Annotated in this window: 19 protein-coding genes; 10 read left to right on the forward strand and 9 right to left on the reverse strand. The window is 69.9% G+C overall.

Annotated elements, in window-relative coordinates; all coding sequences use genetic code 11:
- Position 1 precedes the first annotated feature (1 nt).
- The 6 genes from ACWGI2_RS00650 to ACWGI2_RS00675 all read left to right on the forward strand — a co-directional run bounded on the left by ACWGI2_RS00650 (position 2) and on the right by ACWGI2_RS00675 (position 6,644).
- Positions 2-1,228, forward strand: a complete 1,227-nt coding sequence (locus ACWGI2_RS00650; RefSeq protein ID WP_453692779.1) for an alginate lyase family protein — start codon at positions 2-4, stop codon at positions 1,226-1,228.
- A 75-nt stretch (positions 1,229-1,303) separates the two neighbouring features.
- Positions 1,304-1,984 (forward strand): ABC transporter ATP-binding protein, encoded by a 681-nt coding sequence (locus ACWGI2_RS00655; RefSeq protein ID WP_453692781.1) that lies wholly within the window; start codon positions 1,304-1,306, stop codon positions 1,982-1,984.
- A 162-nt stretch (positions 1,985-2,146) separates the two neighbouring features.
- Positions 2,147-4,693 (forward strand): ATP-binding protein, encoded by a 2,547-nt coding sequence (locus tag ACWGI2_RS00660; RefSeq protein WP_453692782.1) that lies wholly within the window; start codon positions 2,147-2,149, stop codon positions 4,691-4,693.
- Positions 4,694-4,737: 44 nt separating this feature from the next.
- Positions 4,738-5,421, forward strand: coding sequence for a response regulator (locus ACWGI2_RS00665; RefSeq protein WP_160507672.1), 684 nt, complete (start codon positions 4,738-4,740; stop codon positions 5,419-5,421).
- An 89-nt stretch (positions 5,422-5,510) separates the two neighbouring features.
- Complete coding sequence (locus ACWGI2_RS00670; RefSeq protein ID WP_249587256.1) at positions 5,511-5,909, forward strand: OB-fold nucleic acid binding domain-containing protein; 399 nt, start codon at positions 5,511-5,513, stop codon at positions 5,907-5,909.
- Positions 5,910-5,912: 3 nt separating this feature from the next.
- Positions 5,913-6,644: a DUF3159 domain-containing protein gene (locus ACWGI2_RS00675; RefSeq protein WP_453692784.1), complete on the forward strand. Its 732-nt coding sequence runs from the start codon at positions 5,913-5,915 to the stop codon at positions 6,642-6,644.
- Positions 6,645-6,724: 80 nt separating this feature from the next.
- On the opposite strand, the gene ACWGI2_RS00680 is transcribed toward ACWGI2_RS00675, so the two are convergent.
- From ACWGI2_RS00680 to ACWGI2_RS00695, 4 genes are all read right to left on the reverse strand, one after another.
- Entirely contained in the window at positions 6,725-7,402 is a 678-nt protein-coding gene (locus ACWGI2_RS00680; RefSeq protein ID WP_190082442.1) for a potassium channel family protein, read from the reverse strand.
- A complete protein-coding gene (locus ACWGI2_RS00685) occupies positions 7,402-8,070 on the reverse strand; it encodes a potassium channel family protein (RefSeq protein WP_160507676.1) in 669 nt (222 codons plus the stop codon). Before ACWGI2_RS00685 ends, ACWGI2_RS00680 begins: the two co-directional genes overlap by 1 nt.
- 138 nt (positions 8,071-8,208) lie before the next feature.
- On the reverse strand, positions 8,209-8,448 hold the full coding sequence (locus ACWGI2_RS00690) for a hypothetical protein (RefSeq protein WP_453692786.1): 240 nt from the start codon (positions 8,446-8,448) through the stop codon (positions 8,209-8,211).
- Positions 8,448-8,777 (reverse strand): ArsR/SmtB family transcription factor, encoded by a 330-nt coding sequence (locus ACWGI2_RS00695; RefSeq protein WP_453393917.1) that lies wholly within the window; start codon positions 8,775-8,777, stop codon positions 8,448-8,450. The genes ACWGI2_RS00690 and ACWGI2_RS00695 overlap by 1 nt, the downstream gene beginning before the upstream one ends.
- A gap of 160 nt (positions 8,778-8,937) precedes the next feature.
- On the opposite strand from ACWGI2_RS00695, the gene ACWGI2_RS00700 reads away from it, so the two are divergent.
- The 3 genes from ACWGI2_RS00700 (at position 8,938) to ACWGI2_RS00710 (ending at position 14,854) form a co-directional block, all read left to right on the forward strand.
- Entirely contained in the window at positions 8,938-11,226 is a 2,289-nt protein-coding gene (locus tag ACWGI2_RS00700; RefSeq protein ID WP_453692788.1) for an MMPL family transporter, read from the forward strand.
- Between the two features lie 61 nt (positions 11,227-11,287).
- On the forward strand, positions 11,288-13,336 hold the full coding sequence (locus ACWGI2_RS00705; RefSeq protein ID WP_453692790.1) for an APC family permease: 2,049 nt from the start codon (positions 11,288-11,290) through the stop codon (positions 13,334-13,336).
- A gap of 108 nt (positions 13,337-13,444) precedes the next feature.
- The gene (locus tag ACWGI2_RS00710; protein WP_453692792.1) at positions 13,445-14,854 is read left to right on the forward strand and encodes a class I SAM-dependent RNA methyltransferase; all 1,410 of its coding nucleotides are present in this window, start codon (positions 13,445-13,447) and stop codon (positions 14,852-14,854) included.
- Positions 14,855-14,964: 110 nt separating this feature from the next.
- On the opposite strand, the gene ACWGI2_RS00715 is transcribed toward ACWGI2_RS00710, so the two are convergent.
- From ACWGI2_RS00715 to ACWGI2_RS00725, 3 genes are all read right to left on the reverse strand, one after another.
- The gene (locus ACWGI2_RS00715; protein WP_453692794.1) at positions 14,965-15,465 is read right to left on the reverse strand and encodes a hypothetical protein; all 501 of its coding nucleotides are present in this window, start codon (positions 15,463-15,465) and stop codon (positions 14,965-14,967) included.
- 38 nt (positions 15,466-15,503) lie between these two features.
- Positions 15,504-15,710 carry a hypothetical protein gene (locus ACWGI2_RS00720; RefSeq protein WP_453692796.1) on the reverse strand — a complete coding sequence of 69 codons (207 nt, stop codon included), beginning with the start codon at positions 15,708-15,710 and terminating at the stop codon, positions 15,504-15,506.
- Between the two features lie 599 nt (positions 15,711-16,309).
- Complete coding sequence (locus ACWGI2_RS00725) at positions 16,310-18,142, reverse strand: coagulation factor 5/8 type domain-containing protein (protein ID WP_453692797.1); 1,833 nt, start codon at positions 18,140-18,142, stop codon at positions 16,310-16,312.
- Positions 18,143-18,502: 360 nt separating this feature from the next.
- Between ACWGI2_RS00725 and ACWGI2_RS00730 the strand changes: the two genes are divergently transcribed.
- On the forward strand, positions 18,503-19,555 hold the full coding sequence (locus ACWGI2_RS00730) for a LacI family DNA-binding transcriptional regulator (RefSeq protein ID WP_453692799.1): 1,053 nt from the start codon (positions 18,503-18,505) through the stop codon (positions 19,553-19,555).
- Positions 19,556-19,596: 41 nt separating this feature from the next.
- Here ACWGI2_RS00730 and ACWGI2_RS00735 read toward each other — a convergent pair whose 3' ends face one another.
- Positions 19,597-20,085, reverse strand: a complete 489-nt coding sequence (locus ACWGI2_RS00735; protein WP_453692801.1) for an ATP-binding protein — start codon at positions 20,083-20,085, stop codon at positions 19,597-19,599.
- Between the two features lie 8 nt (positions 20,086-20,093).
- Complete coding sequence (locus tag ACWGI2_RS00740; protein ID WP_453692803.1) at positions 20,094-20,957, reverse strand: MEDS domain-containing protein; 864 nt, start codon at positions 20,955-20,957, stop codon at positions 20,094-20,096.
- Positions 20,958-20,994: the final 37 nt, after the last annotated feature.

Raw genomic sequence — 20,994 nt, forward strand, 5'->3', positions numbered from 1 at the left:
CATGGCTGACACCCCCACACCCGTGCGCCACCACCGCAGACCCCGCACGGCAGTCCTCGCGACCCTCGCCTCCGTGGTGACCGCCCTGGTCGCCGCCCTCCTCGCCTGGCCCGGCGCCGAACGCGCCGACGCCGCGCCCAGCACCTTCACCCACCCCGGAGTCACCGTCTCCCGCGGGCAGTTGGACTTCGCCAGGGAGAAGGTCAACGCCGGCGCCCAGCCCTGGAAGGGCGCCTATGACCAGATGATGGGGAGTAAGTACGCCTCCCTCTCGCGCACGCCCAAGCCCCGCGCGGTCGTCGAGTGCGGCTCCTATTCCGACCCCAACCACGGCTGCACCGACGAGCGCGAGGACGCGATAGCCGCGTACACCACGGCACTCGCCTGGTACATCACCCGCGACGACCGCTACGCGAAGAAGTCCATCGAGCTGATGGACGCCTGGTCCGGCACCATCAAGGACCACACCAACAGCAACGCCCCCCTGCAGACCGGCTGGGCGGGATCGTCCTGGCCCAGGGCCGCCGAGATCATCAAGCACACGTACAACGGCAGTTGGGGCAACTCGGGCCGCTTCGCGACCATGCTGCGCAACGTCTACCTGCCCGAGATCATCAACGGCTCCAACTCCAACGGCAACTGGGAGCTGTCGATGATGGAGGCCGCTATCGGCATCTCCGTCTTCATCGAGGACAAGGGGTCGTACGACAAGGCGATGGCGAAGTTCCGCACACGTACCGCCGCGTACGTCTATCTCGCCTCCGACGGTGAGCTGCCGAAGACCGTGCCGAGCCAGAACCTCGACACCCGCGCGAAGATCGTCAAGTACTGGCAGGGGCAGGGCACCTTCACCACCGGGCTCACCCAGGAGACGTGCCGCGACTTCACCCACACCGGGTACGGACTCTCCGCGATCTCCCATGTCGCCGAGACCAGCCGCATCCAGGGCGAGGACCTCTACAGGACGGACGTCGGCGAGCGGCTGCGCCAGGGCCTCGGTTTCCAGGCCAAGTACGAACTGGGCGAGGCCCCGCCGAGCTCGCTCTGCGGCGGCTCGGTCCACCGGGGCCTCGGGCCGGTCACCGAGGTCGGCTACAACGCGCTCCACAACCGCCTCGGCCACGCCATGACCAACACCCAGAAGCTCACCGAGCAGAAGCGCCCGGCGGGTTCCAACAACCTGTTCGTCGCCTGGGAGACCCTGACCCACGCCGACAACCCCAGCTGAAACGGCCCTTGTTCGGCCGGGCGCGCGGTGACCATACTGGCGCCCGGCCGGGCAGGACCGTACGGGGGAGTGGACATGACCGAGAGCGCGGTCGTCGTCGAGGACCTGCACCGCACCTACGGCAGTGGCGCGTCCGCCGTGCACGCCCTGCGCGGCGTCTCCTTCACCGTCCCGCGCGGTGAACTGGTCGCCCTCAAGGGGCGCTCGGGATCCGGCAAGACCACGCTGCTCAACCTCGTCGGCGGACTCGACACCCCCGACACGGGGAAGATCACCGTCGAAGGGCTGGAACTCGCGGGACTCGGCGAGGACGGCCTCCTGGAACTGCGCCGCGACCACGTCGGCTTCATCTTCCAGTCCTTCGGCCTCATCCCGATCCTCACCGCCGCCGAGAACGTCGGCGTACCCCTTCGGCTCCGGAAGACCGATCCCCGCGCGCGTGAGGAGCGCGTCGCGCTGCTGCTCGCACTCGTCGGCCTCGCCGACCACGCCGAGCAGCGGCCCGGCGAGCTCTCCGGAGGACAGCAGCAGCGCGTGGCGATCGCCCGCGCGCTCGCCAACAAGCCCTCCTTGCTCATCGCGGACGAGCCCACCGGACAGCTGGACGCCGAGACCGGGCTCGCCGTGATGGAGCTGCTGCGTGCCGTCGTCCGCGGCGAGGGCGTCACCGCACTGGTCGCGACGCACGACGCGGCACTGCTGGACCTCGCCGACCGGGTCCTGGAGCTGAGCGACGGCGAGATCGTCGAACGCTGACCCCCGCGGCCCGCCCCGTCGTCGAACGCTGCCCCCCCGCGGCCCGCCCCATCAGGGTTGCGTCAAAGAGCGCCCTCCCGCGCACCCTCGCCCGATATGCGGGAAATGTTGGCCGTAAGGTCGACGCTGCGTACACAGCAGTTTCGGGAAGACAATGGGGCCATGGCACGCGGCAAGCTTCGGATATACCTCGGTTCGGCACCGGGCGTCGGCAAGACGTACGCGATGCTGTCCGAGGCGCACCGCCGCATCGAGCGCGGCACCGACTGCGTCGTGGCCTTCGTGGAACACCACGACAGGCCGCGCACCGAGGTGATGCTGCATGGCCTGGAGCAGGTGTCCCGCAAGGAGCTCGACTACCGCGGCACCCTCTTCACCGAGATGGATGTCGACGCCGTCCTGGAGCGCGCCCCCGCCGTCGCCCTCGTGGACGAACTGGCGCACACGAACGTCCCCGGCTCCCGCAACGCCAAGCGCTGGCAGGACGTCGAGGAGCTACTCGCCGCCGGCATCGACGTCGTATCGACCGTGAACATCCAGCACCTGGAGTCCCTCGGCGACGTCGTCGAGTCGATCACCGGCGTACGCCAGCGCGAGACCGTGCCGGACGAAGTGGTGCGGCGCGCGGACCAGATCGAGCTCGTCGACATGTCGCCGCAGGCGCTGCGCCGCCGCATGGCGCACGGCAACATCTACAAGCCCGACCGGGTCGACGCGGCCCTGTCCAACTACTTCCGGCCCGGCAACCTCACCGCCCTGCGCGAGCTCGCGCTGCTGTGGGTCGCCGACCGGGTCGACGAGTACCTCCAGCAGTACCGCGGCGAGCACGACATCCGCTCCACCTGGCAGGCCCGTGAGCGCATCGCCGTCGGCCTCACCGGCGGCCCCGAGGGCCGCACGCTGATCCGCCGTGCGTCGCGGATGGCCGCCAAGGGCTCCGGCAGCGAGATCCTCGCCGTCTACATTGCCCGCAGCGACGGCCTGACCGCCGCCTCGCCGAAGGAACTCGCGGTCCAGCGCACCCTCGTGGAGGACCTGGGTGGCACCTTCCACCACGTCATCGGTGACGACATACCGGCCGCGCTGCTCGACTTCGCCCGCGGCGTGAACGCCACCCAGATCGTCCTCGGCTCCTCGCGCCGCAAGACCTGGCAGTACGTCTTCGGGCCCGGCGTCGGCGCGACGGTGGCCCGCGATTCGGGACCCGACCTGGACGTCCACATCGTCACGCATGACGAGGTCGCCAAGGGCCGCGGCCTGCCCGTGGCGCGCGGGGCACGGCTCGGGCGGTCCCGGAGCATCTGGGGCTGGCTGGTGGGCGTGGGCGGCCCGGCGCTCCTGACGCTCCTCCTGACCCATGTCGACGCGGACCTGGGGCTCGCCAACGACATGCTGCTGTTCCTGACGCTCACCGTCGCCGCCGCACTGCTCGGCGGTCTCCTTCCGGCCCTTGCGTCGGCGGCGTTCGGCTCGCTGCTCCTGAACTACTACTTCACGCCGCCGCTGCACCTGTGGACGATCTCCGACTCCAAGAACATCGTGGCGATCATCGTCTTCGTGGGCGTCGCCATCTCCGTCGCCTCCGTCGTGGATCTCGCCGCCCGCCGCACCCACCAGGCCGCCAGGCTGCGCGCGGAGTCGGAGATACTCTCCTTCCTCGCCGGCAGCGTGCTGCGCGGCGAGACCTCGCTCGACGCGCTCCTGGAACGGGTGCGCGAGACCTTCAGCATGGACTCGGTGGCCCTCCTGGAGCGGGCGAGCGACGTCGCCCCCTGGACCTGCGCGGGCCGGGTCGGCGAGGGCCGCATGCTCGACCGCCCCGAGGACGCGGACGTGGACATGCCGGTCGGCGACCACATGGCGCTCGCCCTGTCCGGCCGGGTGCTGCCCGCGGAGGACCGCCGAGTGCTCGCCGCGTTCGCCGCGCAGGCCGCCGTGGTCCTGGACCGCCAGCGCCTGCGGGACGAGGCACAGCAGGCCCGCACCCTCGCCGAGGGCAACCGCATCCGTACCGCGCTGCTCGCCGCCGTCAGCCATGACCTGCGTACGCCACTCGCGGGCATCAAGGCCGCCGTCTCGTCCCTGCGCTCCGACGACGTGGCCTGGTCGGAGGAGGACCAGGCCGAGCTCCTCGAAGGCATCGAGGACGGCGCCGACCGCCTCGACCACCTGGTCGGCAACCTCCTGGACATGTCCCGCCTGCAGACCGGCACCGTCACCCCGCTGATCCGCGCGATCGACCTCGACGAGGTCGTCCCGATGGCCCTCGGCGGCGTCCCCGACGGCAGCGCGGACCTCGACATCCCCGAGACGCTGCCCATGGTCTCCGTCGACAAGGGCCTCCTGGAGCGCGCGGTCGCCAACATCGTCGAGAACGCGGTCAAGTACAGCCTCGACGCCGAACCGGTCCTGGTCTCCGCGAGCACGCTCGGTGACCGCGTCGAACTGCGCGTCGTGGACCGCGGCCCCGGCGTCCCGGATGGAGCCAAGGACCGCATCTTCGAACCGTTTCAGCGCTACGGTGACGCTCCGCGCGGCGCGGGCGTGGGCCTCGGCCTCGCGGTCGCACGCGGCTTCGTCGAGTCCATGGGCGGCACGCTGGAGGCCGAGGACACCCCCGGCGGCGGCCTCACCATGGTCCTCACCCTGCGGGCGGCGGCGGGCGGACCGCAGGCCCTGCCGGACCTCTCCGCCCAGGCCGCCTCATGACCACCGAGACGGCCACAACTGACAAGCCCGAAAGGCAGGTACGCATGACCCGGGTGCTCGTGGTCGACGACGAGCCGCAGATCGTACGCGCCCTCGTGATCAACCTGAAGGCGCGCAAGTACGACGTGGACGCGGCCCCGGACGGGGCCACCGCGCTCCAGCTCGCCGCCGCTCGCCACCCCGACGTGATCGTGCTCGACCTCGGCCTGCCCGACATGGACGGAGTCGAGGTCATCAGGGGCCTGCGCGGCTGGACGCGCGTCCCGATCCTGGTGCTCTCCGCGCGGCACAGCTCGGACGAGAAGGTCGAGGCGCTCGACGCGGGCGCCGACGACTACGTCACCAAGCCCTTCGGCATGGACGAGCTCCTGGCCCGGCTCCGGGCCTCCATCCGCAGGGCGGAGCCCACCGGAGCGGGGGAGGACGACGTGATGGTGGACACGGAGCACTTCACGGTCGACCTGGCCGCCAAGAAGGTCAACCGCGACGGGCGCGACGTACGCCTGACGCCCACCGAGTGGCATCTCCTCGAAGTCCTGGTGCGCAACACCGGGCGACTGGTCAGCCAGAAGCAGCTGCTCCAGGAGGTGTGGGGCCCTTCGTACGGTACGGAGACGAACTACCTGCGCGTCTACATGGCGCAGCTGCGCCGCAAGCTGGAGGCGGACCCGGCGCATCCGCGGCACTTCATCACCGAGCCGGGAATGGGTTACAGGTTCGAGCGATGAGTCAAGGGTCGGGGTCGGGCTGAGCGGGCATAAGCACAGATGAGCGCACCCATTGCGGCGCTGTCGGCGACCCCCGGTACGCTTCCTGTATGAGTGCTGTTCCTGGTTCCGAGAAGCCGGCAGGCCGTTTCCGGCGCATGCTCGACCGGCTGTCCTCCTCCCAGGAGGATCTGGAGTCGGAGGAGCTGCGCGAGGACGCCGAGACGGCGGGGTGCACCCGCATCGGAGACTGCCACGACCGCCAGATAGTCACGGTTACTGGTACCTTGCGCACGGTCACCCTGCGACCACGCGCCGGCGTCCCCGCCCTGGAGGCGGAGCTGTTCGACGGCTCCGCGGCACTGGACGTGGTGTGGCTCGGCCGGCGCTCCATCGTGGGGATAGAGCCGGGGCGCAGACTGATCGCGTCCGGCCGGGTCTCGATGAGCCGGGGCCGCCGGGTGCTCTTCAACCCGAAATACGAACTCAGACCCCTCGGACGGGAGTAGCCGGTGACGTCCCTCGACAAGCCGACGGACCAGGGAACCACGGATCAGGAAGACGATTCCAGGGCCGTGACCGAGGCCGCGCTCTTCGAGGCCTTCGGCGGCGTGCGGGGTCTGGTGGAGACCGTTCTGCCCGGCCTGCTCTTCGTGACCATCTTCACGATCAACAAGGACCTGCACATGTCGGCCATCGCGGCCCTCGTGGTGTCCCTGGTGCTCGTGGCGGTCCGCCTGGTCATGAAGGACACCGTCAAGCACGCCTTCAGCGGCGTCTTCGGTGTCGCCTTCGGCGTGGTCTTCGCGATGATGACCGGCAACGCCAAGGACTTCTATCTGCCGGGCATGCTCTACACCCTGGGCCTCGCCCTCGCCTACATCATCACGGCCGTCGCGGGTGTCCCGCTGATCGGCCTGATCCTCGGCCCGGTCTTCAAGGAGAACCTCTCCTGGCGGACCCGCAACCCGGGCCGCAAGAAGGCGTACACAAAGGCCAGTTGGGCCTGGGGCCTGATCCTGCTCGCCAAGTGCGCGATCCTCTTCCCGCTCTACTGGTGGGCCGACACGACCCAGTTCGGCTGGGTCCTGATCGCCCTGAAGATCCCGCCGTTCCTGCTCGCCGTCTGGCTGACCTGGGTCTTCCTCGCGAAGGCTCCGCCGCCCATCGACGTGTTCGCCGAGATGGAGGCCGCGGAGAAGGCCGAGGAAGAGCGCAAGGCCGCCGCCAGTCGCGAGGTCTAGCAGCCCGATAGGGGCTCAGCAGCCCGATGGGGGCGCCCGGGACATCCCGGGCGCCCCCATCGGCGTACAAGCAGCGCGCGTCAGCCCGCCACGTCCTCCCTGCGGACCGACAGCAGGTCCTCCAGCTGCTCCTCGCGCGCCTGCGCCGCCACGAAGAGGAGCTCGTCACCCGCCTCCAGGGAATCGTCGGGCGTCGGCGCCAGCACCCGCGTGCCGCGGATGATCGTCACCAGCGAGGTGTCCTCGGGCCACTGGACGTCGCCGACCTGCGTGCCCGCGAGCGCCGACTCGGGCGGCAGGGTCAGCTCGACGAGGTTCGCGTCACCGTGACTGAAGCGCAGCAGGCGTACGAGATCACCGACGCTGACGGCCTCCTCGACGAGCGCGGACATCAGACGGGGGGTGGAGACCGCGACGTCGACGCCCCAGGACTCGTTGAAGAGCCATTCGTTCTTGGGGTTGTTCACGCGGGCGACGACCCGCGGGACGCCGTACTCGGTCTTCGCGAGCAGCGAGACGACGAGGTTGACCTTGTCGTCGCCGGTCGCGGCGATCACCACGTTGCAGCGCTGGAGCGCCGCCTCGTCGAGCGAGGTGATCTCGCAGGCGTCGGCGAGCAGCCACTCGGCCTGCGGCACGCGCTCGACCGAGATGGCGGTCGGCGCCTTGTCGATGAGCAGAATCTCGTGCCCGTTCTCCAGGAGCTCACCGGCGATGGAACGTCCCACCGCGCCTGCTCCGGCAATGGCGACCCTCATCAGTGACCGCCTTCCTCGGGGCCTTCGGCGAACGCCGCTTCGACCTTCTCGACCTCGTCGGTGCGCATCATCACGTGCACCAGGTCGCCCTCCTGGAGCACCGTCTGCGAGGTCGGAAGGACCGCCTCGCCCAGCCGGGTGAGGAAGGCCACGCGCACGCCGGTCTCCTCCTGGAGCTCACTGATCTTGTGGCCGATCCAGGACGCGGACGCGTGCACCTCGGCGAGCTGTACGCCGCCGGTGGGGTCGCGCCACAGCGGCTCGGCCCCGGAGGGCAGCAGCCTGCGCAGCATCTGGTCGGCGGTCCAGCGGACCGTGGCGACGGTGGGGATGCCGAGGCGCTGGTAGACCTCGGCGCGACGCGGGTCGTAGATGCGGGCCGCGACGTTCTCGATGCCGAACATCTCGCGGGCCACCCGGGCGGCGATGATGTTCGAGTTGTCGCCGCTACTGACCGCGGCGAAGGCGCCCGCTTCCTCGATGCCGGCCTCGCGCAGGGTGTCCTGGTCGAAGCCGATGCCGGTGACGCGACGGCCGCCGAAGCCGGAGCCCAGACGGCGGAAGGCGGTGGGGTCCTGGTCGATCACGGCGACCGTGTGCCCCTGTTGTTCCAGGGTTTGCGCGAGAGCGGATCCGACTCTCCCGCAGCCCATGATGACGATGTGCACGCCCGTCCTTCCGGCTGTGTCAATACTTTTTGCTCAGGCTGAACGGTAAAAGCGTCTCAGACCGACGCCCAAGCTACACACGCACGGTCCGCGGATGGCACCCCCGTGCACCTACCGGTGCACGGACCCGGCACGGGCTCAGTCCACGCTGCGCAGCAGGCTCTCGACGGACTTGAGCCGGTAGTCCATCTCGACGAGCTGCAGCCGCGCCGCCTCCTGCTCCGACCTGGCGCGCTCGACGACCTCGCGGTACTGCTCCATCGCCTCGGCCCACTGGCGGTCGCGCTCGCGGTTGCGCTGCGACTGGAAGTAGGCGACGGCCACGACCGCGCCCGCGAGTATCAGGAAGAAGGCGACCGGGATGATCACGTCGTCCATTAAGACCCCTCTGGTGAGTGCTGTCCGCCTTCGCCGGACGCGTCCTGCCGGACGGCCGCGAGGATCGTGTCCACGTTCAATCGCACGTCGAACGGCGTCAGTTCGAAGTACTTGAGTGCCTTGCCGTCATCGGAGAGTTCCAGGCGGCCGACGACGAGACCGGCCTTCTCCAGACGGTCGAGGTGCATGTAGAGCAAGGGCCGGGAGACGCCGAGCCGCCGCGCGAGTTCGCTGACGTACAGCTGTCCCGGGGCGAGCTCGGTGATGATCCGGATCCGCTGGGCGTGGCCGACGGCGGAGAGGAAGGCGAGCAGCTCTTCGCTGTCCATGGCCCGCCTTCGCGCTGGTCCCGAAACCTGTCAGCCAAAACTTACGCATGACGGGAAACGGCGTCAATCTGCCTCCCTTCCCTTCGAATGACAGTTGACGGCCTGCTCCTACACCTGTCAGCCTCCACTTACACATGAAGGACGAAGGGGTGGGGACGGTATGAGTAAGGGATCGGTAACGGTGCGGGTGGCGAGATGGAGCGCGCTGCATCCAGGGCGCGCGGTCATCGGCTGGCTGGTGTTCGTGGTGCTCTGCCTGGGGGGCGGTATAGCCGCCGGCATGAACAGCGCGACGTCGGAGGACTTCCGCGTCGGGGAGGCCGGCCGCGCCGAGGCCCTGGCGACCGAGGGCGGTGTCCAGCTGCGGCCCACGGAACAGGTGCTGATCCGCGCCGAGTCGGGGCCGCTCGACGCGAAGGCCGCCGATGCCGCCGTCAAGGACATCACCGCCCGGATGAAGTCGCTGCCGGAGGTCGCCTCGGTGGCGGCGCCGGTGCCGTCCGCCGACGGGCGGGTCCTGCGGGTCCAGGTGGAGCTCAACGGCTCCGAGCAGGAGGACCAGGAGACGGTGCCCCCGCTCCAGGCCCAGACCGAGGAGGCCGCGAAGGCTCACCCGGGCCTGGTGATCGAGGAGACCGGTGACGCCTCCGTGAGCAAGGGCGTCGACGACCAGCGCAACAAGGACCTGCAGTTCTCCGAGGCGATCACGCTGCCCATCACGCTGATCACGCTCGCCGTGGTCTTCGGCTCGGTCGTCATGGTCGGCGTACCGCTGCTGCTCGCCGTCACCTCGATCATGGCGACGATGGGCCTCGCGATGCTGGCCTCGCACCTGCTGCCCGACACCGGCGTCGGGATGAGCATGATCCTGCTCATCGGCATGGCCGTCGGCGTCGACTACACGCTCTTCTACCTCAAGCGCGAACGGGAGGAGCGGGCCCGCGCGGGCGGCCGCCTCACCTCCGAGGCCCTGGTCGAGGCTGCCGCCGCGACGGCTGGCCGCGCCATCGTGGTCTCCGGCCTCGCCGTGATCGTCTCCACCACCGCGCTCTTCCTGGCGCGTGACGTGATCTTCGACTCCCTCGCCACCGGCACCATCCTGGTGGTCGCCGTGGCCGTGGTCAGCTCCGTGACCGTACTGCCCGCGCTCCTCGTCAAGCTCGGCCGCCGCAGTGAGCGCCGCGCCGCCAAGCGTCTCGCGCAGGGCAAGACGGTCCGCAGGACGTACGGCGAGAAGGAGCCGGGCCGCGCCTGGAACGCCCTGCTCGCGCCCGCCCGCAAGCGCCCCGCGCTCACCCTGTGCCTCGCGGTCCTCGCCATGGTGGGACTCGCCCTGCCCGCACTGGACATGAACCTCAAGAACCCGGCGCGTGACAGCTTCTCGCGCGAGATCGAGGCGATGAAGGGGTACGACAGGCTGCTCGAAGCCTTCCCGGAGCAGCGCGTCCGGCACCTGGTCGTCGTACGGGCCGAGGCCTCGCAGGCCGCCGAAGTGCGCGATGCCCTGCGGGATCTTGACCGCCAGGCGCAGACCGACCCGCTCTTCTCGCACCCCTCAGGTGCGCCGATCCTGCGCTCCTCGGAGGACCGGAGGACCACCACCCTGGAGCTCAACACCCCGCACCCGACGTACTCCGAGAAGGCCGAAGCCTCGCTCGACCACCTCCGCCACGACCATCTCCCCGCGACCGTCGGCAAGCTGCCCGGCGTCGAGACGGCCGTCACCGGCGAGGTGCCGCGCGGCACCGACTACGTGGAGCACCAGAACCAGAAGCTGCCGCTCGTCCTCGGCTTCCTGCTCCTCATGACCTTCGCCATGACGGTCTTCGCGTTCCGCTCGATCGTCCTCGGACTGCTCGGCATCGTGCTCAACCTGCTCTCCGCCGCGTCCGCGCTCGGACTGCTCGTCCTGGTCTTCCAGGGGAAGTGGGCCGAGGAACTGCTCTCGTTCATCTCGCTCGGCGGGATCTCGTCGCGGGTGCCGCTCTTCCTCTTCGTGATCCTCTTCGGGCTCTCGATGGACTACCAGGTGTTCGTGGTCAGCCGGATCCGGGAGGCCGCGCTGAACGGCGTACCCACCCGGCAGGCCGTCATCGAGGGCATCAGCTCGTCGGCCAAGGTCGTCACCAGCGCCGCGATCGTCATGGTCACCGTCTTCGCGAGCTTCGTGATGCTGCACATCCTGGAGATGAAGCAGATGGGCTTCGTCCTCGCGGCGGCCGTCCTGCTCGACGCGTTCGTGATCCGCATCATGATCCTGCCGGCGGCGCTGCTGCTCCTCGGGCGCGCCACCTGGTGGCCGTCCCGCGCGATCCGCCGCGCCGAGCAGCGGGTGGCCGAGCGGTACGGCACGCACGGGGCCCGGGACGTACCGGAAGCACCGCTGGCCGCCGACGGGCGTCCGCTTTCCGGGCATTGGGCGGAGCCCGGGGCGGCGCGTCGTGGCTAACCGGCGCGCTTAGGGGGTGGTGGGTGGGCGGGCACCCATTCGAACGCTTACGATCCTCTGCGTGTCCAAACTGACCGACGTGCCCAAACGGATCCTCATCGGGCGCGCACTGCGCAGCGACCGGCTCGGAGAAACCCTCCTGCCGAAGCGCATCGCTCTACCCGTGTTCGCGTCCGACCCGCTCTCCTCCGTGGCCTATGCGCCGGGGGAAGTGCTCCTAGTCCTCTCGATCGCGGGTGTGTCGGCGTACCACTTCAGCCCTTGGATCGCCGTCGCGGTCGTCGTGCTGATGTTCACCGTCGTCGCGTCGTACCGGCAGAACGTGCACGCCTACCCGAGTGGTGGCGGCGACTACGAGGTCGCCAACACCAACCTCGGCCCCAAGGCCGGGCTCACCGTCGCGAGCGCGCTGCTCGTCGACTACGTCCTGACCGTGGCGGTGTCGATCTCCTCGGGCATCGAGAACCTCGGCTCGGCGATCCCGTTCGTCGTCGAGCACAAGGTGCTCTGTGCGGTCGCCGTCATCGTGCTCCTGACGCTGATGAACCTGCGCGGCGTGAAGGAGTCCGGGAAGCTCTTCGCCATCCCGACGTACGTCTTCGTGGTCGGCGTCTTCCTCATGATCGCGTGGGGTGCCTTCCGGGGCATCGTCCTCGACGAGACGATGAAGGCGCCCACCGCGGACTACGAGATCAAGCCCGAGCACCAGGGCCTCGCGGGCTTCGCCCTGGTCTTCCTGCTCCTGAGGGCCTTCTCCTCCGGCTGTGCCGCGCTGACCGGCGTCGAGGCGATCAGCAACGGCGTCCCGGCCTTCCGCAAGCCCAAGAGCAAGAACGCGGCGAGCACCCTGGCCCTGATGGGCGCCCTCGCCGTCACCATGTTCTGCGGCATCATCGCGCTCGCCATGCTGACCAAGGTCAGGATGGCCGAGAACCCGGCCAAGGACCTCTTCCACAACGGTGCGTCGGTCGGCGCCGACTACGTCCAGAACCCGGTGATCTCCCAGGTCGCCGAGGCCGTCTTCGGCAGCGGCAGCTTCCTCTTCATCGTCCTGGCCGCCGCCACCGCGCTTGTCCTGTTCCTCGCGGCCAACACGGCGTACAACGGCTTCCCGCTGCTCGGCTCGATCCTCGCGCAGGACCGCTACCTGCCGCGCCAGCTGCACACCCGCGGCGACCGGCTCGCCTTCTCCAACGGGATCGTGCTGCTGGCGGGCGCCGCGGCCCTGCTCGTCGGGATCTACGGCGCGGACTCGACGAAGCTGATCCAGCTCTACATCGTCGGCGTCTTCGTCTCGTTCACGCTCAGCCAGATCGGCATGGTCCGGCACTGGAACCGCCATCTGAGCAAGGAGAAGGACCAGGCCAAGCGGCGCCACATGCTCCGCTCGCGGGCGATCAACACCTTCGGCGCCTTCTTCACGGGCCTCGTCCTGATCGTCGTACTCGTCACGAAGTTCACGCACGGCGCGTGGGTCGCGCTGCTCGGCATGGTGATCTTCTACGCGACGATGTCGGCGATCCGCCGTCACTACGACCGCGTGGCCGAGGAGATCGCCGCCCCGGAGACCCCCTCCGACGACAGCGTGCGCCCCTCGCGCGTGCACTCCATCGTCCTGGTCTCCAAGATCCACCGGCCGACGCTGCGCGCCCTTGCCTACGCCAAGCTGATGCGCTCGGACACGCTCGAAGCGCTGAGCATCAACGTCGACCCGGCGGAGACCAAGGCCCTCAGAGCCGAGTGGGAGCGGCGCGGCCTGACCGTCCCGCTGAAGATCCTCGACTCGCCCTACCGCGAGATCACCCGGCCGATCATCGAGTACGTGAAGAACCTGCGCCGGGAGAGCCCGCGCGACGTGGTCAGTGTGATCATCCCGGAGTACGTGGTGGGCCACTGGTACGAGCACCTGCTGCACAACCAGAGCGCGCTGCGCCTCAAGGGCCGGCTGCTCTTCACCCCCGGCGTGATGGTGACGTCCGTCCCCTACCAGCTCGACTCCTCCGAGGCCGCGAAGAAGCGGGCACGGAAGCGCTCGGAGTGGAACGCGCCGGGTGCGGTGCGGCGGGGCCCGGTGGAAAAGCGCCAGAAGGAACCGAGCAACAAGGGCTAGCCCCCGACGGTTGGTGAGCGGCCGGACAACACCCACGTAGACTGGTGGGCTGTTGTCCGGCCGTTTCCTTTCGGCCGATGCCCCCTTACGTAGTGGAGTCACCCCGCCATGCAGGCAGAACCGAAGAAATCGCAGGCGGGGAACTCGAAGGAGGACTCGCGCTCGAAGGACGCGCAGGCGGCCTCCCTCATCGGGCAGGAGTACGAGGTCGAGGTGGGCCCGGTCGCGCACGGCGGCCACTGCGTAGCGCGAACGGCCGAGGGCCGCGTCCTCTTCGTCCGCCACACCCTCCCCGGCGAGAAGGTCATCGCGCGCGTGACGGAGGGCGACGAGGACAGCCGCTTCCTGCGCGCGGACGCGGTGACGGTCCTCGACCCGTCCAAGGACCGCGTCGAGGCCCCCTGCCCGTACGCCGGCCCCGGCCGCTGCGGCGGCTGCGACTGGCAGCACGCGAAGCCGGGCGCGCAGCGCCGCCTCAAGGGCGAGGTCATCACCGAGCAGCTCCAGCGCCTCGCGGGCCTGACTCCGGAGGAGGCGGGCTGGGACGGCACGGTCGTCCCGGCCGAGGGTGACAAGCTCCCCTCGGGTGAGGTCCCGGCCTGGCGCACCCGCGTCCAGTACGCGGTGGACCCCGACGGCAACGCGGGTCTGCGCCGCCACCGCTCGCACGAGGTGGAGCCCGTCGAGCACTGCATGATCGCGGCGCCCGGGGTCTCCGAGCTGGGCATCGAGAAGCACGACTGGTCCGGCATGGCGTCCGTCGAGGCGATCGCGGCGACGGGCTCCCAGGACCGCCAGGTCATCCTGGAGCCGAAGCCGGGCGCGCGCCTCCCCCTGGTCGAACTGGACAAGCCGGTCTCGGTCCTCCGCATCGCCGAACAGGACGGCGGCGTCCACCGCGTCCACGGCCGCCCCTTCGTCCGCGAGCGCGCCGACAACCGCACGTACCGCGTCGGCAACGGCGGCTTCTGGCAGGTCCACCCGAAGGCGGCGGAGACGCTGATGCTCGCGGTCATGCAGGGCCTGACGCCCCGCAAGGGCGAGACGGCGCTCGACCTCTACTGCGGGGTGGGCCTGTTCGCCGGCGCGATCGCCGACCGGGTCGGGGACCAGGGCGCGGTGCTCGGCATCGAGTCCGGCAAGCGAGCGGTCGAGGACGCCCGCCACAACCTCGCCGCCTTCGACCGCGTCCGCATCGAACAGGGCAAGGTCGAGGCGGCCCTGCCGCGCACCGGCATCACAGAGGTCGACCTGATCGTCCTGGACCCGCCGCGCGCGGGCGCGGGCAAGCAGACGGTGAAGCACCTGACGAAGCTGGGCGCACGCCGAATCGCGTACGTGGCTTGCGACCCGGCGGCGCTGGCGCGGGACTTGGGGTACTTCCGGGATGGGGGGTATCGGGTGCGGTCGTTGAGGGCGTTCGACCTGTTTCCGATGACGCATCATGTGGAATGCGTGGCGATTTTGGAGCCTGCGGCCAAGGCTTCCTCGACGAGCAGCCAGGGCGCCCGGTCGTAACTGCCGCTCAGGCTTCACCGGCGGTGCGGGGCCGGGCGGGTGGCGGTCCTTGGTCTCAGTCTTGGCGCCGCCTTCGCTCGCCCAGGGCCATGAGCCCGCCGACGCCGCCGTCAGGCCGGAGCCAGGCCGACCAACCGGGCGCTGTCCTCCCACAACGCCTGTGCCACCTCGCCCCTGCGCGCCAGCTCCGACAGGGCCGGCCAGGTGAGTTGTCCCCTTCGTAGGGAGGCGAGTACGTGGCCGGTCGGTGGCTTGGTGGTGCCTAGAGCCACTTCTGCCAGGGTATTTCCCGCCGCCGCGCGGGTGTTGAAGTGCGGGTTGAGTCTGCGCAGCGGGCGGCCGAGTAGTGGTGTGCCGAGGAGTGTCCAGGCTGTGCGGAGGGGGAGTGGGAGGTCCTTGGCCAGGCCTGTTCCGAAGACCTGGCCCGGATCGTAGGCGAGTGCGGTGAGGTGGCGGGCGGGGAGCCCGGACAGGGTGCGGGCGGTGAGTACGGCGCACAGCTTGGACGCCGTGTACGCGTGCTCGCCCGCCTTGCGTGGGCGGGGGTCGCGGCCGGGGCCCTGATCGGGGTGGGCGAGCAGGTCCGCTTCCGCGTGGCGCGGGGGTGTCAACCCGGCCTAGGTGGCCGGGTCGTAGGTACCGCTCGTGGTCAGTACGACGAGTGCCCCGTCCCGCAGGGCGGGCAGCAGCAGGCGTACCAGGAGTAGTGCGCGAGGTGGTTGACCGCGAATGTCGTCTCGAAGCCGTCCATCGTCCTGCCGGTCACGTCGGGGCGGACCACACCGGCGTTGAGGACCAAGGCGTCGACGCGAGTCCCGCCCAGCCGTTCGCGGACCGACGCCGCTAAAGCACGCACCGAGTCGAGCTCGGTCAGGTCGAGTGGGAGTGAGTCGCCGTCGCCGAGTGCCGGGCGGCGACAGCCGGGTCTTGCCCGAGCGGGTCAGTCGTTCGGCGGCGATCGCTCCGAAGCCGGAAGTGCCGCCGGTCATCACCATCGTTGACACGCTGCCCCCTCGGGAGCCGCCGGTCCGGGGCGTCTTCGAGCGTAGCGAAAGGAATCCTCCCGACAAGTGGTCGGCGACTGTTCCGATCACGCGAGAGGAAGTCCTATTCTCGGCTGAGGAGTTAGGACGCAGCTCCGTGGCCACGCCGGTAGCCGTCCTGCGCCTCCTGCCCGGTCGGCACCGAGTGGACACTTTCTGCAGGGCCAGCAGGAGCCGCATCGCCGACGACACGGCTCCTGCCAGAGCCCTTCGTGGTGGGAATTCCCGCATCTCACCCATGAAGGGCACTGCGCGAGGAAGCGACGAGGGGGAGCCTCGTTCCTCGCGCCCCGGGCGGCCGTCGCCACCCAGTGCGCGGCGGCCGCCGTCAATCAGCCGCTCCTATCGCACAGTTACGACTTTACTGCGCCCTTCCTTCACCGTCTGCACACAAGTGCGGAGTTGGTGGGATTCAGGGGAAGGAGACCACCGTGGACGGCACCGTGTTGGAGCCCGAAGTGGGAGCACCCGTCGCGTTGATGACGTGCGCGTACTGGCCCTTGCCGCCGAGCGAGACGACGAGCAGGTGGTGGAACTTCACCCCCGGCTTGTTCGGTGCCGCGAAGCCGTGTTCCTGCACGATGGTCGGGTCGACGTTGTAGTAGCAGTAGCTGCCGAGCCCCCAGCCCTCGTGGGTGTTGACGGAGTCGGCGACCTTGTACGCGGCGAAGCCACGGATGCTGCCGTTCTGGATGGCGGCCTGGTTGGGGGCGTCGTACGCCTTCTCGTTCTGGTAGAAGATCGTGCGCCCGCGCTCGCCGTTCCACTGCACGTCGTACTTGTTGAAGTGCTCCACGAACAGGCCGGTGGCCAGCACGTCCGCACCGTTGACGACGACGCCGTAGTCGGCCCGGTTGGTCTCCCAGCCGACGCCGTCGCCGTGGTCGGCGCGCCAGACCCAGGTGTGGTCGACGATGGTGTGGCGGCTGTTCACCACCATGCTGGTGGTGGCCTTGCCCGCGCCCGCGCCGCCGATGCGGATGAACACGTCCTGGACGGTGGTCGGGTTGCCGACGTGCGAGGCGCTCGCGCCCTGCGGGCCGACCTCGACGAGCGTCCGGGAGTTCTGCGGCCCCGCGTCGACCAGGAACCCGGCGAGCCGTACCCCGTCCACGTCGGCGGTCTTGAGTGCGGTGACGCCGTTGGCCGGAATGAGGGTGGCGTAACCGATGCCGAGGACGACGGTGTTCGCCCGCTTGACCTCGATCGGGCGGTCGAGGTGGTAGATGCCGGGGGTGAGCAGGAGGTGCAGCCCCCGGTCGAGGGCGGCGTTGAGGGTGGCCGCGCTGTCGCCCGGCTTGGCGAGGTAGAAGGCGGAGAGCGAGAGGGACTGGCCCTGTGGGGTGCCGCGGCCCCAGCTGGTGCCGCGGGCGTTGGTGCGCAGGGCGGGCAGGAAGACCTTGTACTCCGCGCCGTCCAGGTAGAGGAACGGCTTCTCACGGGAGTACGGGGTGTTGTTCAGGGTGGTGTAGGGCGGGTTGGGGAAGGTGTCGCCGGGGGCGCCCTCGACCCCGGAGAAGACCATGTTCCACACCGCGTTGAGCCAGCCGCCGATCGAGCTGTCGCGGGTGTACCACTGCTGCTGGGAGTACGGCTGGACGGTGCCGTCGATGCGGCTGTCGGCGATGTAGCCGCCGCTGGCCCAGCCGTAGCCGTTGGGCGCGAGGTTCAGGTCGCCGCGTATGTGCATGCGGCGGAACGGGGCGGCTTGGGAGACCGCCCAGCGGTTGGCGCCGCTGACCGGGGAGAGGGAGAGGTTCTCCGCCGAGCGCCAGAAGTTCTGCGTAGCGTTTCCGTTGAACCAGCCCGCGTCGACGGTGACGTCGCCGTTGAAGTGGGTGTCGTCGGGGGAGAGGCCCAGGCCCATGATCGAGGTGTAGAACCCGATCTGGGCGTTGAGGCCGCTGTAGGTGCCGGGCTTGAACAGCAGGGCGTAGCGGGCCGTGCCGAACTGCGCCGACTCCTGCTTCTTGAAGATCTCGTCCAGTTTCGCCTGGATGCCGCCGGTGGACGGGTCGAAGACGATGACGTTCGGTCCGAAGTCGGGAGCGAGGGCGTTCGCCGGCTGCGGGCGGCGGGCGGCGGGGCCCTGCGCCGGGGGCGCGTCGGGGGCGGCGACGGCCTGGGAGGCGAGCAGGCCGGTGGCCGGGACGGCTAGAGCGGCGGCCAGGGCGGAGCGGCGGGAGAGGGGGGATAGGGGGGAATGGGGGGATCTCGGGGTGGGGGAAGGCTGGTGCTCAGGCATGGCAAGTCCTTCTGGCAGCTGGGTGATTGGGGTGGCGGGGTGCTGGTGGTGGGGGGAGGTGCGTAAGTTCAGAACCTGAACAGTGATCGCTGAGAGAGCGCTCTCTCGCGTTGGATAGTTGTGTCTGGGGCAAGGTGCGTCAAGGGGGTGCGCACGATGTCGCGGTTACTCGGTGGGGAGAAGTCAACTAGGTGATGCTGTGGGCGAGTTGGCGTGCATCGCATGTACGGGGATGAAATGTCCGGCGGCGTGACGACATGAACAACCTGCTGGAGCCGGAGTCGAATTGACGCTGCATCAGGCATGCAGATCCGAACGCTCGCCCAGCTCGACCGCTGCCCCGGTTGCTATAAAGACCTCGTGACCACCGACGCCCTGCGCCCCGCCCGCCCCGTAACCCTGGAGGACGTGGCCCGGACGGCCGGGGTGTCGCGCGCCACCGTCTCCCGGGTCGTGAACGGCGCGCCCACCGTCGACCCGATGCTGCGCCGCAAGGTCGAGGAGGCGGTCGAGGCCATCGGTTACGTCCCCAACCGGGCCGCCCGCTCCCTGGTGACCCAGCGGACAGACTCCATGGCGCTGGTGGTGTCCGAGCGGGAGCGTCGGGCGGTCGAGGCCCCCTTCGTCGGCCGGATGTTCAGCGACCCCCACTTCGGGCGGGTGGTCGGCGGTCTCCTGGACGTGCTGCGCCCGGCCGGGGTCCAGATGGTCCTGATGCTGGTGGACGACGAGATCTCGCGCCGGCAGTTGCTCTCGTATCTGCGCCAGGGTCACGTGGACGGCGCGGTGCTCGTCTCCTCGCACGCCTCCGATCCGCTGCCCAGGCTGCTCGCGGAGACCGGCCTGCCCGCCGTGCTCGCGGGGCGCCCGGCGGGGACGGTTCCGCTGCCGTACGTGGAGGTGGACCAGCGAGCGGGGGCGCGGATGGCCGTCGACCGCCTGGTCTCCGGGGGCCGCCGCAGGATCGGCACCGTCGCCGGACCGCAGGACATGCCGGCCGCCCGGGAACGCCTCCAAGGCTTCCGTGACGCGCTGGCCGCACACGGCCTCACCGAAGCGCCCTGGGTGGAGGCGGACTTCACGCGGGTGGGCGGGGCCGAGGCGACGCGGCGGCTGCTGGCCGAACGCCCGGACCTGGATGGCCTGTTCGTCGCGTCGGACCTGATGGCGCAAGGAGCGCTGCAGACGCTGCTGCGGGCGGGCAGGCGGTTGCCGCAGGACGTGGCGGTGGTCGGCTTCGACGACAGCGAAGCCGCCAGGGCCTGCGAGCCCGCGCTGACCACGGTCAGGCAGCCGGTGGAGGAGATGGCCGCCGAGATGGCCCGCCTGCTGCTCGGGCGAATAAAGCAGCCAGGAGAGGCACCACTGTCGACGGTATTCAGCCCGACGCTGATCGAACGGGCGTCGGCGTGAGGGGCGCAGCTTGCCCCTGGCCCCCTGGCCCCCTGGCCCCCTCAAGACAACAGCGCCACCAACGTCACCGTCGTCCCCGACCCGCAGGCCCTGACGTCGAAGTGGTCCGTGAGGGCCTGGGCCAGCCATAGGCCCCGGCCGTTCTCGGCCTCCTCGGTCTCGGGGAGGGTGGTCGATGTGCACGGATTCGCCAGGGGGAGGCCCGTGCCGTTGTCCGCGATCACGCAGCGCAACCCCTCCGCCGTGTACGTGAGATGGATGCGGCCCTTGCCGCCCCCGTGCACGACGGCGTTGCTCGCGACCTCGTGCACGGCGAGCACGAAGTCGCTGAGCCGGGGGTCGCAGAGCCCCGCGTCCTCGGCGCGGCGGGTGACCTGGAGGCGCAGTCGCGCCAAGTCGGCCATGGTGAAGGGGAGTTCGAGGAGGGCCGCCTCGCCCGGTGTGGGGGCGAGGGCGGCGTCGATGGGCGCCCGGTGCGGGGCCGGGTCACCGCCGTTGTCGTCGTTGCCGATGCCGCGGTTGAGGATCACTTCGCGGATCACCCTTCGCCCAGGACGAGTTGAGGCACTTCGACGGCTCCGCAGAGCCGTATCACTTTGTCCTGCTCGGGCCGGGAGCGGACCGCGAGGAGGTGGTCGCAGGGCAGCCCGTTCGCGAGCCGCACCAGCGTCGATGCGGCGTGTACGTCCATGAAGCACAGCTCGGACAGATCGAGCACGCTGGGACGGTCCGGGCCGGACAAGGCCTGCGCCAGCGCCGAGTCGAACTCCTCGCGCGTGGCGAGGTCGACGTCTCCGGCGACCCGGAGTTCGGTTCCGGCCCGGGTGATGTCCAGGGCGCCGATGCGCCGCAGAACCTGCTTGGGATGGGCGCGGTGGACCCGGCCCATGAGGTCGTCGCCGAACTTCCGCCGGTCGTACTCGCAGATGGCGGTGAACCCGATCTCGGCGAAGAGCGGCGAGAGCCCGGTCTCGTACTCGACCAGGAGATCCTGGTCGACGCCCGGTTCGGCGGCCCATCCCATGTCGCCGACCACCCGGATGCCGGAGAAGCCGTCGTAGCGGGCCTTGTCGGTCAACTCCACCCAGGTGCTGGCCCGTTCGGCAGGGTCGAAGCCGGCGGCCGGGTCGTATCCGGGGACTTCGTTGACCACGACAAGACGTCCGTCCATGAGTGCGGGCCCCAGCGGGAAGCCGCCGGCGCTCAGCTGCTCGGCCGCGAAGGCCGCGGTGGTGGCCCGGTCGGTGAAGAACACCACCTGCTCGCCGCGCGACAGACCGATGTCGGCGTACGCGGCACGGAGTTCCCAACGGGTTTCGTCGTCGTCGAATCCGAGGCAGGCGTGGTCCCCGGAATTCATACGGGTGACGGAGACCGTCCTGGTCACAGAACTGGCATCCATGGGGCAGAGCCTAGAGTCCGCGTGGGGCGCCGCGGCC

Source organism: Streptomyces sp. NPDC054866 (assembly GCF_053610745.1).

Excerpts from the sequence above, each read along its gene's own strand:
- ACWGI2_RS00695 (WP_453393917.1), bottom strand. The coding sequence starts at position 8,777 with ATGGACAGCGAAGAGCTGCTCGCCTTCCTCTCCGCCGTCGGCCACGCC.
- ACWGI2_RS00665 (WP_160507672.1), top strand. The coding sequence starts at position 4,738 with ATGACCCGGGTGCTCGTGGTCGACGACGAGCCGCAGATCGTACGCGCC.
- ACWGI2_RS00650 (WP_453692779.1), top strand. The coding sequence starts at position 2 with ATGGCTGACACCCCCACACCCGTGCGCCACCACCGCAGACCCCGCACG.
- ACWGI2_RS00690 (WP_453692786.1), bottom strand. The coding sequence starts at position 8,448 with ATGGACGACGTGATCATCCCGGTCGCCTTCTTCCTGATACTCGCGGGC.
- ACWGI2_RS00660 (WP_453692782.1), top strand. The coding sequence starts at position 2,147 with ATGGCACGCGGCAAGCTTCGGATATACCTCGGTTCGGCACCGGGCGTC.
- ACWGI2_RS00680 (WP_190082442.1), bottom strand. The coding sequence starts at position 7,402 with ATGAGGGTCGCCATTGCCGGAGCAGGCGCGGTGGGACGTTCCATCGCC.
- ACWGI2_RS00670 (WP_249587256.1), top strand. The coding sequence starts at position 5,511 with ATGAGTGCTGTTCCTGGTTCCGAGAAGCCGGCAGGCCGTTTCCGGCGC.
- ACWGI2_RS00710 (WP_453692792.1), top strand. The coding sequence starts at position 13,445 with ATGCAGGCAGAACCGAAGAAATCGCAGGCGGGGAACTCGAAGGAGGAC.
- ACWGI2_RS00725 (WP_453692797.1), bottom strand. The coding sequence starts at position 18,142 with ATGCCTGAGCACCAGCCTTCCCCCACCCCGAGATCCCCCCATTCCCCC.
- ACWGI2_RS00655 (WP_453692781.1), top strand. The coding sequence starts at position 1,304 with ATGACCGAGAGCGCGGTCGTCGTCGAGGACCTGCACCGCACCTACGGC.
- ACWGI2_RS00700 (WP_453692788.1), top strand. The coding sequence starts at position 8,938 with ATGAGTAAGGGATCGGTAACGGTGCGGGTGGCGAGATGGAGCGCGCTG.
- ACWGI2_RS00740 (WP_453692803.1), bottom strand. The coding sequence starts at position 20,957 with ATGGATGCCAGTTCTGTGACCAGGACGGTCTCCGTCACCCGTATGAAT.